This is a genomic window from Neolewinella litorea, from assembly GCF_004803465.1.
GTDB lineage: Bacteria > Bacteroidota > Bacteroidia > Chitinophagales > Saprospiraceae > Neolewinella > Neolewinella litorea.
In genome coordinates this window covers 46,548-62,834 of sequence record NZ_SRSF01000010.1, presented here as the reverse complement: position 1 = coordinate 62,834, position 16,287 = coordinate 46,548, and the positions used below count along the sequence as shown (strand labels likewise).

Sequence of the window (16,287 nt, the reverse complement as noted above, 5' to 3'; positions counted from 1 at the left end):
AACGTTGTTTTATCGGCTGAGATTGCGGGGTAGCGGGGGGCGGCTGTCGCAGCGCCGACCACCGGGTGCGGAAATTTGGAAAGCGACGGAGCAGCGATTAGTTTTAGGCATGCGCACCCTCTGTATCGTTCTGGTCTGGCTTTTCTGCTTTTGCGGTCGCGGCGGAGCGCAGGATGCCGTGTTCTCCCAATTCTATGCCTCCCCCCTGCAGCTGAACCCTGCCTTCACGGGCGTGAGCGCGGCACCCCGCATCACCCTCAACTACCGCAGCCAGCACACCAGCTACCCGAGCGCTTTTACCACCTTCGCGGCGAGCTACGAGCAACCCATCCATAACACGCCCTCCAACTTCGGCTTCCGGATGTTAACCGACAGCCAGCTGGAGGGGCTTTACCGCAACAGTCAGTTCGCCTTCATCTATGCCTACGAGGTGCGCGTCAACCAAGAGGTGTTCGTCCGGATGGGACTGAGCGGTGGACTACTGAGCAGCCGACTGAATTTCGGGGGGCTGATCTTCGGCGACATCATCGATCCGGCCAACGGCGCGGGTGGCGTCACGGAAGAAGAACTGGCCGGGGTATCGAAAACCTCGGTTGATATCGGGGCCGGCGTCCTCTTCTACGCGCAGAATCTTTACGGCGGACTTAGCATCGAGCACCTCAACCGACCGGATGAGGGGCTGCTGGCCCTCGATAACAATCTTTACGCCGGCAGGCCGCAGCGGCTGAGCGTCCATACGGGGGCCCAGTTTGAGATCAAACGGTACAGTAACCCCCGCCGCCCCTCTTACGTTACGCCCAACCTGCTCTTCACCAGTCAGGCCAGCTTTCAGCAACTCAACGTGGGGGCATACTTCGGCTATGGCCTGTTTTCCCTGGGGGGGTGGTATCGCCACGCCTTCGGGAACCCAGACGGATTCATCGCCGCGGTAACGTTTCGGGAAGATATTTTGAAGATCGGACTGAGCTACGATAGCGTCATCTCCGGACTGCGGGACGTACCCGGCGGACTCGGTGCCACCTTTGAACTCAGCTTTGCTATCGACTTCGGAAACAGCGCAGAATTGCAGCGCAGGCGCTATGCCGACCGCTACAATGATTGTTTGGGCATGTTTCGCTAGAACTGTTTGAAACAAATTCGGAGAAACCGCATGTAATGCCTACATTTGGCGAATCATCGGTTGGCGACATCAAAAAATAAAAAAAGCGCCAACCGAAGTGCGGTTGGCGCTGTCGTTATAATTTCGCTAAACCGGTAAGCTGACACGAGGCTAGTTATGTCAACCACTCCTTTGATGAAATTAGAACCCCACATTCAAGGGTTGCGAATTATAACTAAAGAGACACTATGAACAAACACAATTTCATAAAACTCAAGAATTAGATCTTTAAAAGGGTAGTTTTAGGTGTTTTTCCGTTTTCGTTGATACAAATATAGAGTGGGGTAGGGCACGAAAAACAAGCAAAATTGGCTCTTTTGCAGCATAAAATTTCGGCCCTTTTTGATAGGTACTTTTGCTAATTGACTGATTTGCTTTACCTTAGAGACTCCGAAATTTGCCACAAACAACCACTTTCGGAACATCCCGATGGAAGATATAAGAGAGCTTTTAGATGTTGCTCCCATGAAAAAAGTGGGAAAACTTCTAAAAATCACCCAATCCAAGGGCAAACCGTCGATGATCGGCGAGTTGCACGGACTGGTAAATAAGGGCGACCTTACCGAAGAAGAGATCGTTGAACGCCTGTACGGCAAGGGGTATTCCCCCAGTCATCCCGCCTATCGCGCGCTGAAAAGCCGCCTACGAGACCTCATCACCACAGCCATTATGGATGATGATGTGTATTCGTCCAACTACCGTACTTACGATAGCGCCCTGGTCAATGGTTACCAGCAGCTGAACCTGATCACCCTGCTGATGAACCGTCGGGCCTGGCAGAGCGTGAAGTACCTGGCACACCTTACGCTGCGGCGGGTGCAGGATTACGAGATTCTGCCGATCAACAGCCGCCTTACTTCCATTCTTGCGGGTCTGTATCTGGGGGTTGGCTTCGATGAGAAGCAATTTCTTAAATACCAGGAGCAGGCGGATTACTACGCCGAAGCCGAGCAGGTACTGAATAAGGTAACGAGCTACTACCGGGAGATGCGTCGGCTGATCTACGCCCATAAACTCCTCCCCAACGAAATCGGCAGCAAGGTGGCGGAATTCGTTGCCGAGTGCGAGCCGCTGGTGATCAAGTACCCAAAGGTGTCCGCTATGCAAGCAACCTTCTATATCATGAAGGTGCACGGACTTACTCTGCTAGGAAGCTACCTGGAAGCAATCCAGACGGCCAACCGGGCGGAGATGGTTCTGCGGGGTTGTAAAGGGGCGGGGTACCAGTCGCTTTCGCTGATGGCCCTTACGCGGGTAGAGTGCTCCGTCAAACTGCGAGACTTCAAGGAAGGCTACCTGCAGGTGAAGCGGGCCAAAACGATGATCGCCGAAAATTCGATCAACGACCTCAAACTGGCGGAGTACGCCATTACCCTAGGGCTGCAGACCGGCCACTTCGACTACGCCTACGAACAGTTGGCGCAGGTGGACCGGCGAGCACTGCGGCGCCTGCTGAAACAGCAACACGTCGAATACTGGCTCATCCTGGAAGCCTACATCAACATTCTCGTACTGGCCGGAAAGATCGACCCGGAGAAGATGAACGGCAAACTGCCGGATTTCAAGCTCTACAAGTTCGTCAACAACGTTCCCTCCTATTCCAAGGACAAGCAGGGAATGAACATCCAGATCCTGATCCTGCAGGTGATTTACTTCATCATACAGGAGCAGTACGGAAAGATCATCGATCGTACGGATGCCCTGGTACGTTACGGCAGCCGCTACCTGATGAACAACGAGAACCTGAGAAACAACTGCTTCTTTAAGCTGCTGCTTACCGCTGAAAAGTGCAACTTCCACCGCGCGGCTACGATCAGGAAGTCGAATAAAACCTACCAGAAGATGACAAGCCCGCAGGCAAAGCTTCTGGGTCGGGCCAACAGTACGGAGATCGTACGGTATGAGACCCTGTGGGAGGTCGTCCTGGAAAATCTGGAAACGACGAGTACCGACGGAAGAAAGCTGCGGGCGAGGGCGAAGTAAGAATAAGGCAGCTGCGTCGGGACGGGCCCTCAGGCAAATCTAGAAGATGATGTCTTCAACCATGATTTTGGGTTTTGATGACCCGAAGGGTCACTGGTGTAGGTGTTTGGGTTACTAAAGGTGGCAATGATGCCTTAATCCGGTAAAATTGCCCAGTTGCTTTCGTGTTCGAAGCTGAGGCAAAAATGAATGTTCAAACGGATGGCCCCAGGGACCGGGCCGAAGAACATTGGTTCGCGTACAGTTCTATTCTTGTCAGGATGCCTTATCTACGGCAAAACCGGAAGAACAGGATTTTGTGATCACGCGGATTTTCGAAATCACAACGCTAAACGTGATTTTTTAAGCGCTTGGCTTAGGCCATTTTGGTACCGCGCATGATGATGTCCTCGACAACGATGTTGTTGCTGGCTACTTCAGCACCGCGCATGATGATGTCTTCGACGACGATGTTGTTGCTGGCTACTTCGGCACCGCGCATGATGATGTCCTCGACGACGATGTTGTTGCTGGCTACTTCGGCACCGCGCATGATGATGTCTTCGACAACGATGTTATTGCTGGCTACTTCAGCACCGCGCATGATGATGTCTTCGACAACGATGTTATTGCTGGCTACTTCGGCACCGCGCATGATGATGTCCTCRACGACGATGTTGTTGCTGGCCACTTCGGCACCGCGCATGATGATGTCCTCGACGACGATGTTGTTGCTGGCTACTTCGGCACCGCGCATGATGATGTCCTCGACAACGATGTTATTGCTGGCTACTTCGGCGCCGCGCATGATGATGTCCTCGACGACGATGTTGTGCTTGGCCAGCTCGGCACCGCGCATGATGATGTCTTCGACGACGATGTGGCTGGAAAGGCTACCCAGGTAATCAACAGCGGCTTGGGCGGTTTGGAGGACTTCGGGGGAGAGGAATTCGTTAAGGAAGGTCATGAGAATGGAAATTAGGAATGAGAGAGTTGTGGTTGCCCTTGCCGGGCGAGTGGTATCGAGGTAAGCGGAGTAGCCTATACCTCTAGAGAATGATATCTTCTACCATGATTCGAAAAATTTGTGATCCTGGCGGACCGGATGATTGTGGATTCTTTCGGGTTTTTCATGAGGTGCAGAATAACTGGTTGTTATCGCTGACTCAAAGATGTCACGGCTTGTGCCCCTAAAAAGCGGCAGAAATTGGCGTGCCTTCACATAAAAACGGGGGCTAAAACGGATCTTTTTTGCATAAAACACTGAAAGCCAATGGTTTGCACCATTGGCTTTCGCGGCATCCGTAACGTAGCAAGCGGGTTTATATTTCCTCTTCCGGGAAATTTTCTTGGAAAGTTTCCGCCTTTCTGCTCCGGCCGGGGGGGCCGAGGCGCTCAAACGTGCTTTCTGGCGGCGGACCAAACCGTCCACGGCCCTCGGCTTCATCGTCCGCATCGTAGGCCTTGATGATGGCCTTCACCAGTCGGTGGCGGACGACGTCCTCTGCGGTAAGTCGGATGACGGCAATTCCCTTGATGGGTGCAAGCAGGTTGATTGCGCGCCGAAGGCCCGAAACCTGATTGCGGGGAAGGTCAACCTGGCTGAGGTCACCGGTGACGATACACTTCGCGGATGGACCCAAACGGGTCAGAAACATCTTAATCTGGGAGGTCGTGGTGTTCTGCGCCTCATCCATGATTACGAAGCAATTATCCAGCGTTCGTCCTCTCATGTACGCCAGCGGAGCAATTTCTATTGTACCGTCTTCCCGAAATTTGTCCAACCTCTCCCGGGGCAGCATGTCATCCAGGGCGTCGTAGAGGGGGCGGAGGTAGGGGTCGATCTTGTCCTGCAGGTCGCCCGGCAGGAAGCCCAGGCTTTCGCCGGCTTCCACCGCGGGGCGGGTGAGGATGATCTTCTTGACCAGCTTGTTCTTCAGCGCCCGGATGGCCAGGGCCACCGCGGTATAGGTCTTGCCCGTACCCGCCGGACCCACCGCAAAGACGATGTCGTTGGCTTCTGCGGCCTCGATCATAACCATCTGGTTGGGCGTACGGGCCTTTATTGGCTTGCCGTTCCTGCCGAAGACAATGGTCTTGTTCTTATTCCCTGTACCGAGCCGCGTTTGAAACGGATTTTCTCCGGCCAGCAGATCCTCCACGGTATGGGTACTCAACTCGCGGTTGTCCTGTAGCAGGCGCATCATGAGTTCCAGGTGGTGTTTGATCTCCTGAGCTTCCGGCTTTTCCGCCTTGATTTTGACGTTGGTTCCCCGCTGGGTAACCGTTGCCTGTGGATAAGCGGCACGAATCAGGTTCAGCTTCTTGTTGTTCTCTCCAAGAAGCTCTACGGGGTCTACCCCGTTAATGGACATTACAATTTCGCTCAAACGTAGAAAGTTTGGCCGTGAGAAAATGTCACGGCAACTGGCTTACTAAACTGAAATTGTAAGTCCAAAGTTTCAGAAACGCCTCAACTGCGTACCCTGAAACGTAACGCCCTCAGACCGTTAACCGACTGCAGGGCGTCGAGGACCAGGTGCTCCACTTCCCCCTCGAGGTAGCCGGCCTGGTGCAGGTACCGCAGGTACTCGTCGTACTCCTCGCGGTCGCGATCCTGCAGATAAACGATGCTCACCATGCCGGGCTGGGTCAGCCGCTCGGTACCCTGTCGGATGGTGGCCTTGTCGATCCGTTTTTTCAGGATCTCGTACCGGACGTTGTAATCACCGTCCACGTCAAACCGCTTTTCATCCATCCGGAAACGGATGTTGAGGGGGGAGGTGTAGGCAAAAACCAATTGGGCCGTTCGCAGCGGCATCGGCAGGGTATCACTATGGGCCGCCACCCGGCGTGTCAGTTCACAGAGATCGACCAGTTGGCTGAGCCGCAGGTTCTTCAGGTGAATACTGGAGAACTTCTGGCGCTTGAGCAAGCTTTGCCCGGCGTAGATCTCGTATTCCACACCGTCGGTCTTGTATTTTTCGAAGTAGTGCGGCAGAATACGCTGGGCCGCCTGATTCCGCTCGGTCAGAAAGTCACTGATCATGCGGTTAAGGCTCCCGACGCTGCGTTCGTAGTCCCGCCGAACCCGGTAAAAGAGGCCTAGTTCCGGGTTGAGTTGTTCTTTGTACTGGGTGTAGAGCTCCGCCAGTTCGGGGAGTTGCTCGCCGAGCTGGCGGACCAGCGGGGTCAGCTGTTTCTGAATAAAGTCGCTGATCCGTATTTCGTGGCTGTTGTCGAAAGCCTCCATGGTGGTCCGCAAGTGACCGTCGAGGGACATCACCACTTGATCAATAATGGGGAAGACGGCAAAATCCAGCGCGCGCACGAGAAAGAGGCGGCCGGCCCGCAGGTTGTCGATCAGATCCTGGTAGATGGCCGCGTTGCGCAGGTTGCTGCTGCCCACGATGTCGGCCTGACCATATAAAGGAAAGACTTTCTTGAATCGGATCTCTTCGTTGACCTGCGGCAATCCCTCCTCCTGCCGCTTGAGGATGTTGAAGGCCGCTTCGGTGAACCGCCATTCTACCGTAGGGTGCAGACTGGTGAACTGCTCGCGCATGATCACCTCAATGAGGTTGTTTATGTACTCCCGGCTGCGCTCGACTGCGGTGCGGAACAGACCGCGAATCTCCTCGAATTTTTGCTCCATGAACGCATTGAGGGCGTACGGCACCGGACTGGCCAGCTCCACGAGTCCGATTACGTTCTTCTCCTGACTCAGCAGCGGCGCGAGCAGCATGCTACGGTAGCCCAGGTCGATCAGCTTTTCCTCCAGCAGGGTGGTGGTGGTGAGTTCCCTCAGGTCCTGAATGACCATCATTTCGCCCGACTTGAATACCTGATCGTAGATACTGCCCGCGTAGCTGCGGTCGGTGAGGCGGTCTACCTCGTCCGACAACAGGTTATACCGGATGCGGTACTCGTGATCGATGGCGCGATCGATGGGATAGTCCAGGGCTGTAAGGCCCAACTGCAGGTGAGGACGCTGGAAGTGCAGGCGAACCAGGTTGGCCAATTCCTTGACCCGCTCCACGTCGAGCACGGCGTCGCGACTGATCAGGCGATGCTTCAGGCGGCTGAGGCTTTCCTCGGCGGTCACTTCGTACAGCTCGGCAATGGAAAAGCCGTGAAAACTGAAGCGGTCCGGGGGAAGCAACTGCAACCACAGCTCGGTATCATGCAGGTTGTTGAGCAACCGGCGGATGTCGCTGTCCGACAATTCGGGCAGGTCCCCGTTCACCACCACCTCGGCGTAATCCTGATTGATAAGGGGCTTGTAAAAGCGTTCCAGGCCCGTGGTCGGATCTGGGACCGTCAGCATGGCCTGCACGTGGATGTCCACCTCCACGCCGTAACACTCCTTTAAGATCGTACAGCCAATGGTGATCAGGTGCTTTTGCAGCACCTCTCCGGCACAGTCATTGAAAGTATAGCAGACGTTCTGCTTGACCATCATCGCCCGCAGGGAATCACTGGTCAACAGCGGCCGGAAGTGAAAGGGCAGGGAAACCTTGAACAGCTGGTTAGCACGATCTACCGGGGAGGTCACGAACAGCATGAGCATATCGACCACCTCGCGGTGCTTCTCAAGCAGGCAAAGGTCGTGGATCGGGCCGTGCAGTTCCGGCACCGCGTCCATACGGGTCAGGATGGCATCGGCCAGGAAGCGAGTCGCGGCGTTGCCGCCTTCTTTCAGCCGCCGGATCTCGCGCAGCAGAACGTCAAAGGAGAGCACGCTGTCGTACGGTACCCGGAAGGGATCGAACGGAGCCCTGCCGCGCTCGGAATCCCGAAACTGCAGCGGTACGCCGGCTTCCTTTTCGCGTTCGTCAACTACGATCTCCAATTCCATACCTGGGAAACACCCCGGCAGGGGGGAAGGGTTGGCTTCAGGCCCTAATCGCCTTGATACCCGGTAGTTCCTTTCCTTCCAACAGCTCCAACATGGCGCCGCCGCCGGTGGAGACGAAGCTCACCTCATCGGCCAGTCCGGCCTGATTAATGGCCGAAACCGAGTCGCCGCCGCCGATCAGACTGTAGGCACCGTTGTCGCGCGTAGCCGCGGCTACGGCCTCGGCGATGGCATTAGTACCCTTGGCGAAGTTCTTCATTTCAAATACCCCCATGGGGCCGTTCCAGAGGATGGATTTGCTCTTCGCGATAACCTCACTGAAGCGTTTCACCGACTCGGGGCCGATGTCCAGCCCCTGCCACTCGTCGCCGATCTCCCCGGCGGGCACCACGTCAGAGGGCGTTTCGTTGCTGAATTCCTTGCCTACGACGGTGTCTACCGGCAGGTAGATCTTGGTTCCCTGGGCCTCGGCTTTCTTCATCAGCTCCAGTGCGTTGTCCGTTTTGTTCCGCTCGACTAGCGACTTGCCCACCTTGCCACCCTGGGCCAGGCTGAAGGTGTAGGCCATGGCGCCGCCGATGATAATGTTGTCGGCAAAGTCCAGCAGCTTTTCCAGCAGCAGGATCTTGTCGCTCACCTTCGCGCCGCCGACGATTGCCGTTACCGGGCGGGCGGGGTTGTTGAGCAGCCGTTCGGCACCGTCGAGTTCGGCCCCCATGAGGAAGCCAAAACTTTTCTTGTCGGCCGGGAAAAACTTGGCCACCGTAGCGGTGGAGGCGTGTTCGCGGTGGGCGGTACCGAAGGCATCGTTAACGTATACGTCGCCCAGCGCGGCCATGGCCTTGGCAAGGTCCTGGTCGCCCTTCTCTTCACCGGCGTAGAACCGGGTATTCTCGAGTAGCAAGACCTGACCGGGCTCCAGTTTCGCGACGGCGGCCTGGGCATCCTCTCCGATGGTGTCTTCGACAAATTGTACCTGACAGCCCACGTTGTCTTCCAGGGTCGACACCACGGGGGCCAGGGTGAAGGCTTCCTTGTCCACCTTGCCGTCCTCCAGCTTTTCCTGTTGGGGGCGACCAAGGTGCGACATCAGCACCACGGCGGCACCCTGCTCGAGTAGGTGGCGGATCGTCGGTGCGGCCTTTTCGATGCGGGTGGCATCGGTGACCTTACCGTCTTCATCGACGGGCACGTTGAAGTCTACCCGTACGAGTACGGTTTTGTCTTTGACATCTAAATCTTCGAGTTTCATAGCGTTGGGTCTTATCGGAAAGTAAAAGGGGGCGCGCCGAGATGGCGCGCCCCCCATTGGAGATATTGTTACAGGCTGGCGATACGCTCGCACAGGTCGGCCAGGCGGGCGCTGTAGCCGGCTTCGTTGTCGTACCAGGCTACCACCTTCACGAGCGAGCCGGACACGATGGTCTGGTCCTTATCGTAGAGGCTGCTGTACTTGCTGCCCACGATGTCGCTGCTCACATAGGGCGCGTCGACGTAGGCCAGGATACCCTTCAGTCCACCTTCGGCGGCCTGTTTAAAGGCATTGTCCACTTCTTCCAGGGTCACGTCGCGCTTCACGATGGCCGTGAGGTCGGTCAGCGATCCGGTCGGGACGGGTACCCGCATGGCACCGCCGTCGAGTTTACCGTTGAGGTGGGGCAGCACCAGTCCGACGGCCTTGGCGGCACCGGTGGTGGTGGGTACGATGTTCAGGGCGGCGGCGCGGGCACGGCGCAGGTCCTTGTGGGGGCCGTCCTGCAGGTTCTGGTCGGAGGTGTAAGCGTGTACCGTGGTGATGAAGCCCTTTTCGACGCCGAAGGCATCGTCCAGTACTTTCACCATGGGGGCCAGACAGTTGGTGGTGCAGCTGGCGTTGCTGTATATCTTGGTCTCGGCGTTGATGACGTCCTCGTTGACGCCCAGCACGACGGTAGCTACGTCGCCCTTCGCGGGAGCGGAGATGAGCACCTTCTTGGCGCCGGCCTGCAGGTGCTGGCTCGCGCTTTCCTTGTCAACGAAGCGACCGGTGCACTCCAGCACCACGTCGATGTCCATGTCGCCCCAGGGCAGTTTGCTCGGATCGCGCTGGCTCAGGGCATCGATCTTCTTGCCGTCGATGTAGATGAAGTCGTCGTCGGAGGTTACCTCGCCGGGGTAGTTGCCCTGTACGCTGTCGTACTTGAAGAGGTGCGCCAGGGTGGCGTTGTCGGTAAGGTCGTTGATGGCTACGACGTCCAGTCCCTTTTCCAGGAGGGTGCGTAGCGTGATACGTCCGATGCGGCCGAAGCCATTAATTGCAATCTTTGCCATAGGGGGGAAGTGATTTTGTCTTTTACTGACCTTCCCGCCATTATTGGGCGGGAACGCGGGTGCCGTGGCGGGTGGTTACGGCGACTACATAAAGGTTAGCCCGCCTGAATGTTCAAAGGTACGGCACTTAGTGTAAATTGTACATTTAGTAAACACCGTACCGGGTGGTTTTCCGGAAGAAACGCCAAAGGTAAAATCCACAAACCCATCAGCGTAGCATTTGGGCGGGAACTTTGCACCCGCGGCCGCGCCACGAAATTGGTTGGCACGACGGTACCAAAAGGCACCGGTTCATTCGGCCGGCACGGCGGGCGAAGGGAAGGTCCGCACCACCTCCCCGCGCCCGAAGGAGTAGGTGAGCGTGAGGTTCCACAGAAAATCCTTGCTGCCCGCGATATCGGTCTGGATCACCTTATTGATAAGTGAAGACAGGGAAAGTGGGCTGCCCCGCCGGCGGACCGTAAAGGAGGAAGTGGCGTAGAACCCGCGGTCGCCATACAGCTTCAAGTAATAGACCTGTGGCACCACGGTAAGCCGGTATTTTCCGGAGAGAGGGATGTCGGATATTACCGAATTCAGGGTAATGAACTGGGTTAGCTGGTCGGTGCCCACATTGAATCCGCGGGCGAATAACATGTACGCGCCTAAGCTCACCCTTTCGCTCAGGGCGTAAGAAGGACTGAGCTCACCCACCAGATAGCGCTCGGTAAGAATGACATCGCTGGGATTGCGGTTGCCGGGCCAGGTGGCGCTGATGTGGTTCAGGCCGAGGTGGGTACCGACGCCCATCCTGAACCGGCCGGCCTGCGGTAGCCGATACCGGAACCAGAACAGGGCATACCAGGGTTTCCCCTCCCAGGAGAAGGTGAACTCCGGTTCGAAACTGAACCGGCCCCGGGTCAGGGCAAGGTTGAAGATGGCGGCCGGCTGCTCCAGCGAGAAGCTGGGAATGAGGGAAATCCCGATGTGGGTGACGCCCGCCGCCCCCGAAATCGTACCGACGCGTGCGGTGCTGTCGGCGGTCTGGGCACCTGCCGGAGCCATCAGGCCCGACAGGCAGAGGACAAGCAGTGGTATTTTCTTGAGCATGATAATACGGTGATTGACCCGCCGTCGGGGGTGTCGGCATTCCGGCAAGGGGTATCGGGTAACGGAGTTGGACGGAACTGCGTGGCTTACTGACCCGCCTCAAACCGTACCGACACGGACCCCTTACCGAGGGCCGCCTTAAGGCCGGTAGCCTCCTGTATCCGGCCGAGTTTGGTGTAGCGGTAGGAGGTGGGGAATGACTCGTAAATGATAACCAGGGTGGAACTGCCGTAGAGCATGACGTCCCCGGCCTGAACCCTGCCCGGGTCGACGGGAGAGGTGGGCAGGGCACGGGGCAATTCCGCGTGCTTTTCGTTGGCGTTCAGGTCCTTCATGTCGAGCGTCAGGGGCAGGAGGGATAGCCATTCGGCGACGGTTGCCGATTCTGTCAGGCTAACCGTAAAAGAGTCGGTGCCAATTTTGATATTCATACTGGAAGGATTGAGCGGCGGGGCCTCCGGCGCGGGGGCCCCGGGTAGAGGGCTTTCGGTTGGCTGGCCGCACGCTGCGGCACCCCCGCAGGTGAGCAGGCCGCACAGCAGAATGAATGCCGGTGACAGGGAGAGCCGTGATTTAGTAAGCATGCTTGATCGTTTGGCTGGCGGTGTCGGGCGGCTGCGGAACGGATTGGCTGATATACAACTCGCCCCGGGAGAATTGTTATCCACGCGAGTATTGCTGGAACCGCGATTAATTTACCCGCAAAATTAGGGTGGCTCTGCTTTGCCGACTTACGGTCGCCAAAGGAAAACATATAACATTCAAAGCGACGATTGACGCACGGCCCGCGGCGACTGGCCGGTAACCTTCTTGAAATAATTACTGAAGTAGGTGGGGTACTCAAAGCCCAGGGCGTAGGCAATCGCGCTGATGTTCCAGTCGGTATGCTCGAGCAGGGCGCGGGCTTCCGCGACGATACGGTCGGAAATGTGGGCAGACGTGGTCTTGCCGGTTACGGACTTTACCGAACTGTTCAGGTGATTGACGTGGACAGACAATTGGCGGGCGTAGTCCTGCGCGCTTTTGAGTTCCAGCGGCCGGTCGGGAGTCTCAACCGGAAACTGCCGTTCGAGGAGTTCCAGGAAGACGGCAGTTAGCCGGGATGCGGCGGTACCGGACGATTCGGTGTGCTCGGCCGCCGGTTGCAGCTTGAGCGCTTCGTGGACGATGAGCTGGATGTAATTCCGGATCAACTCGTCTTTATTATTGATAGTCCGTTTGCTGCTCATCAATCATTTTTTGAAAGATGGCGGTAAGGAATTCTCGCCGCTCGGGATCAATGGTCAGGACCGGGGTGCCCCCAAGCCGGAAGAGGGGGGATTGCAGTATGGCCTCGGAACGCTCCGCCAGTTGCAGGAAATGTTCCGAAAACAGACAGGTATACCCGGTATAGGTCCGGGACTTTGTTTCCCAGGAATAGGGAATGTGGGGGTTGCCGAAAAAGAGTACCGTGCCTTCTTGCTCAAAGCTGCGGCTGGCGTAGTGGATGACGCTACGACCGGTGGTCAGGCAAATCTTGTAAAAATCCTTTCTGCTGTACACGCGGGTAGCCGCGCCGTCTTCCTCAATCTGGAACGCCTTGAAGCCACGCAGCTTGAGTTCGGTGTTGAAGGCGGAGACCGATCGGGCTGATTGGGTACGCATAGTACCAAAGGTAAGGTAATCAAAGAACGCGCAGGGGCCCGGATTAGGTAAACAATTAGGCGGAGCCTACTTCGCCCAAATGCCGGTTTCCAGGGTCCAGTCGTAATTCTCGTACTCGCGCTTGATGTCCTTCTCGTTCTCTTCCAGCACGCCGTATTCCACCAGGAAGTCGTCCACGCCATCGTGGTCGCGGAAGTCCCCCTTGAACCAGGAGAAGAGTGGGGAGGTCACCAGTACCCGCTTGCCGTCGCGCTCCTGGATTTCAGAGTGCTCGGCCAGGTAGCTGCGCACGCGGGCGTTGATCTGCTGGTCGTAAGTCTCCGGTGCGTATATCTCTACGGGGGGGCAGTCGCTGGCCCCGCAGTTGAGGGCAAAGTGCACGCGGGAATCGCCGCCCTTGACCCGGAAGGTGCGTTCAAACTTGCTGGAGAACAGCTGGGGAACGAAGCCCAGTCCGAAGCGGTTTTCCCCGCCGCGGATGATGCCGTGCTCGATTTCGTTCGGACTCAGTTCCTGCCCGGCCACCGTAAACCGGGGGGTACTGAAGAAGTCGGACCGGTCGTCGTAGAGCTCTGGCTTTTGGGTAAGCAGGTACTGCACCATGCCGTTGTAGACGTTGACCCAGAAGGCCAGTCGCTGATCGCGGGTATCCAGCGCGGCGGCCAGTTCGCCGGGCTCATAGCCCGCGAGTTGGTCTACGATGTCCGAAACGTCGGTGCCGGCCCGGAGGCCCCGGAGAAAGTCCTGGCTCAGTTCGTTCGGCGAGGGCTGTAGTTGTTCGGCGGAGAAGTCGCCCGCGGCCTGGTAGCGGCTACAGGTCAGGAGCAGGAAAGGAAGAAGCAGGAGCAGGCGATACATGGTCGGTCGGGGGTTATGGTTACCCAACACCTACGGGGAAGCTTTGATCGGGGATTGTCCGCTGCGGGCTGGATTCGGTCCGCCATCTAACCTCATCGTCCGCCTTCCGGTGCGAAGGTCAGGTGCGTATCGAAGAAGGGTAGCATGTCGTTCGGTACGCGCCCGTCGCGGGTAAAGATCCCGCTGGTGTGGGTGCCGATGTACTCTTCCGCTGAATGTTGGATGCCTACGTTCTCGAGGCGCTGGCTGAACATTTCACACTGGCGAACGAAGCGGTCGCCCGCGTTGCGGCCCCAGTCGAGGGCGATGGCGGTCAGGGATTGCAGGGCCGGCAAGTGGTCGTCGATGAGGTGCAGCGGCATTTCCGCGTACCACTTTTCGAGTACTTCAGGGTGCACTACCAGGCTGTCGCCCGCGTAGGCAAAGGGTACGTCGACGTAGAAGGGGGGCTTGTCCGGGTTGGGCGACCAGGCCCGTCCGAAGGCCACGATCACCTTGGGAAAGTAGGAGCGCATGAGTTCGTCCATGTTATCGATCGCGGCCAGTTCCCGGTAGGTGTTGCTGTTGGGGCCGTACTCACCGACCACCGTGAGGCCGCCGGGGCTCAGGGCATAGACGCTGCTGAAGATGTCCGGATGCCGCATCGCGAGTTTCAGCGCGCCGAAGCCGCCCATGCTGTGACCGGTGACGCCACGGCTTTCTCGCCGGGGCATGGTTCGGTAATTTTTGTCGGCGTAGCGGACCAGGTCATAGGCCATGAAGTCTTCCCAGTTGCCGAACAGTTCCGAATTGCTGTAGAAGCTGCCGTCGATGCGGGTGCGGTTATCGGCCGTCACTAGAATGAACGGTCGCACTTTCCGGTGGGCGATGGCGTAGTCGAGGGCGTCGATCATTTCCCGCGTCAGCGTGTGGTCGTTCAGGAATCCGTGCAGGTAGTAGACCACGGGGTAGCGTTGCGTGCCGGCGTCGTAGCCCGGTGGCAGGTAGACCGACACGGCGCGCGTCGGGTTTTCGCCATAGTCGTTTTCCAGGCTCGCTGAATAGATCGAGTCGACCACCACTCGGCTCTCCACCGCATCCTGCGCCCGGACCAGGATGGGGAGGAAGAGCCAGAGCAGGAGTAAGCATCCTTGGTACATGTGACGGGGGTTTTCCGGCAAGGTAAGTAGGCCGGGCCACGACCCGGCGCGGCACCCGCGTGCACCGCCCAAAAAAACGGAAGGCTTGGATTACCTTGTAGCGGACCGAACGCACTGCCTTATGTACCGAATTCTTACCTGTCTTACCTTGCTGCTCATGCTCACCTCCGCCCTCTACGCCCAGCGGGAACCCCTTCGCGTGGGGGTAGCGGGGCTCACGCATACCCACGTCCACGGCATCTTCAACAGCGAAAGCCGGGGGGAGATCGAGATCGTCGGCATCGCGGAACCCAACCGGGACCTCGCCCGCCGCTACGCCGAGCAGTACGACTTCCCGATGGAAAGGGTGTACGATGACCTGGAGGCTCTGATCGAGGCGCAGCAGCCGGCAGCCGTAACGGCCTTTGGTTCGATCTTCGAGCACCTGGAGGTGGTTGAGGCGTGCGCGCCGCGCGGGATCCATATAATGGTGGAAAAGCCGCTGGCCGTAAGTATGGACCACGCCCGCAAGATGGAGGCCCTCGCCGAAGCGCACGACATCCACCTGCTCACCAACTACGAGACCACCTGGTACCCGACCAACCACCGGGCTTACGCGTTGGTGCAGGATAGCCTGGTCGGGGAGATCCGCAAAGTGGTCATTCGCGACGGCCACCGCGGCCCGAAGAATATCGGCGTCGACCCGGAATTCCTGGAATGGCTCACCGATCCGGTGCAGAACGGCGGCGGGGCCATCACCGACTTCGGGTGCTATGGGGCCAACCTCATGACGTGGCTGATGCAGGGCCAACGCCCCCTGACCGTCACGGCGGTGACCCAGCAACTGCAGCCCGAGAACAATCCGGACGTTGACGACGAAGCCCTGATCATCCTCACCTACCCGGACGCTGTGGCCCTGATCCAGGCCTCGTGGAACTGGACCATTGGTCGTAAGGATATGGAAATTTACGGGCTGGACGGCGTGATCTACGCCGACAACCGCCACGACCTGCGGGTGCGGATCCCCGAAGGGTACGATGGCTTCTCGGAAATGGAACAGGCACTGGAAGAACGCCCGGCCCCCTACGACGACCCCTTCGCCTACCTGGCGGCGGTGATCGCTGGGGAAGTGGAGGTGGCACCGGCGGATCTTTCGGCCTTGGAGAATAATATGACGGTGGTGGAGATACTGGACGCGGCGGTACGCAGTGCCCGGACGGGGGAGACGGTGCGGCTGGAGTAGGAGAGGGGTGCGCGGCCTGAGGCCGCATCTTTCTTTCGCGGCCTGA

General features: G+C 57.8%; 12 protein-coding genes and 1 pseudogene. 3 read left to right on the top strand and 10 right to left on the bottom strand.

Annotated features, from left to right (window positions below):
- The first annotated feature begins 109 nt into the window (after positions 1-109).
- Both E4021_RS15620 and E4021_RS15615 read left to right on the top strand, forming a co-directional pair.
- Entirely contained in the window at positions 110-1,120 is a 1,011-nt protein-coding gene (locus E4021_RS15620; protein ID WP_136460314.1) for a PorP/SprF family type IX secretion system membrane protein, read from the top strand.
- A gap of 513 nt (positions 1,121-1,633) precedes the next feature.
- Positions 1,634-3,142, top strand: coding sequence for a hypothetical protein (locus E4021_RS15615; protein ID WP_136460313.1), 1,509 nt, complete (start codon positions 1,634-1,636; stop codon positions 3,140-3,142).
- A 355-nt stretch (positions 3,143-3,497) separates the two neighbouring features.
- On the opposite strand, the gene E4021_RS15610 is transcribed toward E4021_RS15615, so the two are convergent.
- The 10 genes and pseudogenes from E4021_RS15610 to E4021_RS15565 all read right to left on the bottom strand — a co-directional run bounded on the left by E4021_RS15610 (position 3,498) and on the right by E4021_RS15565 (position 15,019).
- A complete protein-coding gene (locus tag E4021_RS15610; protein WP_136460312.1) occupies positions 3,498-4,088 on the bottom strand; it encodes a glucose-1-phosphate adenylyltransferase in 591 nt (196 codons plus the stop codon).
- 355 nt (positions 4,089-4,443) lie between these two features.
- Positions 4,444-5,511, bottom strand: a complete 1,068-nt coding sequence (locus E4021_RS15605) for a PhoH family protein (RefSeq protein WP_246050314.1) — start codon at positions 5,509-5,511, stop codon at positions 4,444-4,446.
- An 83-nt stretch (positions 5,512-5,594) separates the two neighbouring features.
- Complete coding sequence (locus E4021_RS15600; protein WP_136460311.1) at positions 5,595-7,979, bottom strand: hypothetical protein; 2,385 nt, start codon at positions 7,977-7,979, stop codon at positions 5,595-5,597.
- Positions 7,980-8,016: 37 nt separating this feature from the next.
- On the bottom strand, positions 8,017-9,231 hold the full coding sequence (locus tag E4021_RS15595) for a phosphoglycerate kinase (RefSeq protein WP_136460310.1): 1,215 nt from the start codon (positions 9,229-9,231) through the stop codon (positions 8,017-8,019).
- A gap of 68 nt (positions 9,232-9,299) precedes the next feature.
- Positions 9,300-10,289 (bottom strand): type I glyceraldehyde-3-phosphate dehydrogenase, encoded by a 990-nt coding sequence (gene gap, locus E4021_RS15590; protein ID WP_136460309.1) that lies wholly within the window; start codon positions 10,287-10,289, stop codon positions 9,300-9,302.
- 291 nt (positions 10,290-10,580) lie between these two features.
- Positions 10,581-11,378, bottom strand: coding sequence for a hypothetical protein (locus E4021_RS15585; protein ID WP_136460308.1), 798 nt, complete (start codon positions 11,376-11,378; stop codon positions 10,581-10,583).
- Positions 11,379-11,464: 86 nt separating this feature from the next.
- Positions 11,465-11,809 carry a cyclophilin-like fold protein gene (locus E4021_RS15580; RefSeq protein ID WP_136460307.1) on the bottom strand — a complete coding sequence of 115 codons (345 nt, stop codon included), beginning with the start codon at positions 11,807-11,809 and terminating at the stop codon, positions 11,465-11,467.
- Positions 11,810-12,139: 330 nt separating this feature from the next.
- Positions 12,140-13,022: pseudogene (locus tag E4021_RS18620) on the bottom strand (helix-turn-helix domain-containing protein).
- 66 nt (positions 13,023-13,088) lie between these two features.
- Entirely contained in the window at positions 13,089-13,880 is a 792-nt protein-coding gene (locus E4021_RS15570; RefSeq protein ID WP_136460306.1) for a DUF547 domain-containing protein, read from the bottom strand.
- A gap of 92 nt (positions 13,881-13,972) precedes the next feature.
- Positions 13,973-15,019, bottom strand: coding sequence for an alpha/beta hydrolase (locus tag E4021_RS15565; protein WP_136460305.1), 1,047 nt, complete (start codon positions 15,017-15,019; stop codon positions 13,973-13,975).
- Between the two features lie 121 nt (positions 15,020-15,140).
- Here E4021_RS15565 and E4021_RS15560 point away from each other — a divergent pair, with 121 nt between their 5' ends.
- Positions 15,141-16,241: a Gfo/Idh/MocA family protein gene (locus E4021_RS15560; protein WP_136460304.1), complete on the top strand. Its 1,101-nt coding sequence runs from the start codon at positions 15,141-15,143 to the stop codon at positions 16,239-16,241.
- Positions 16,242-16,287: the final 46 nt, after the last annotated feature.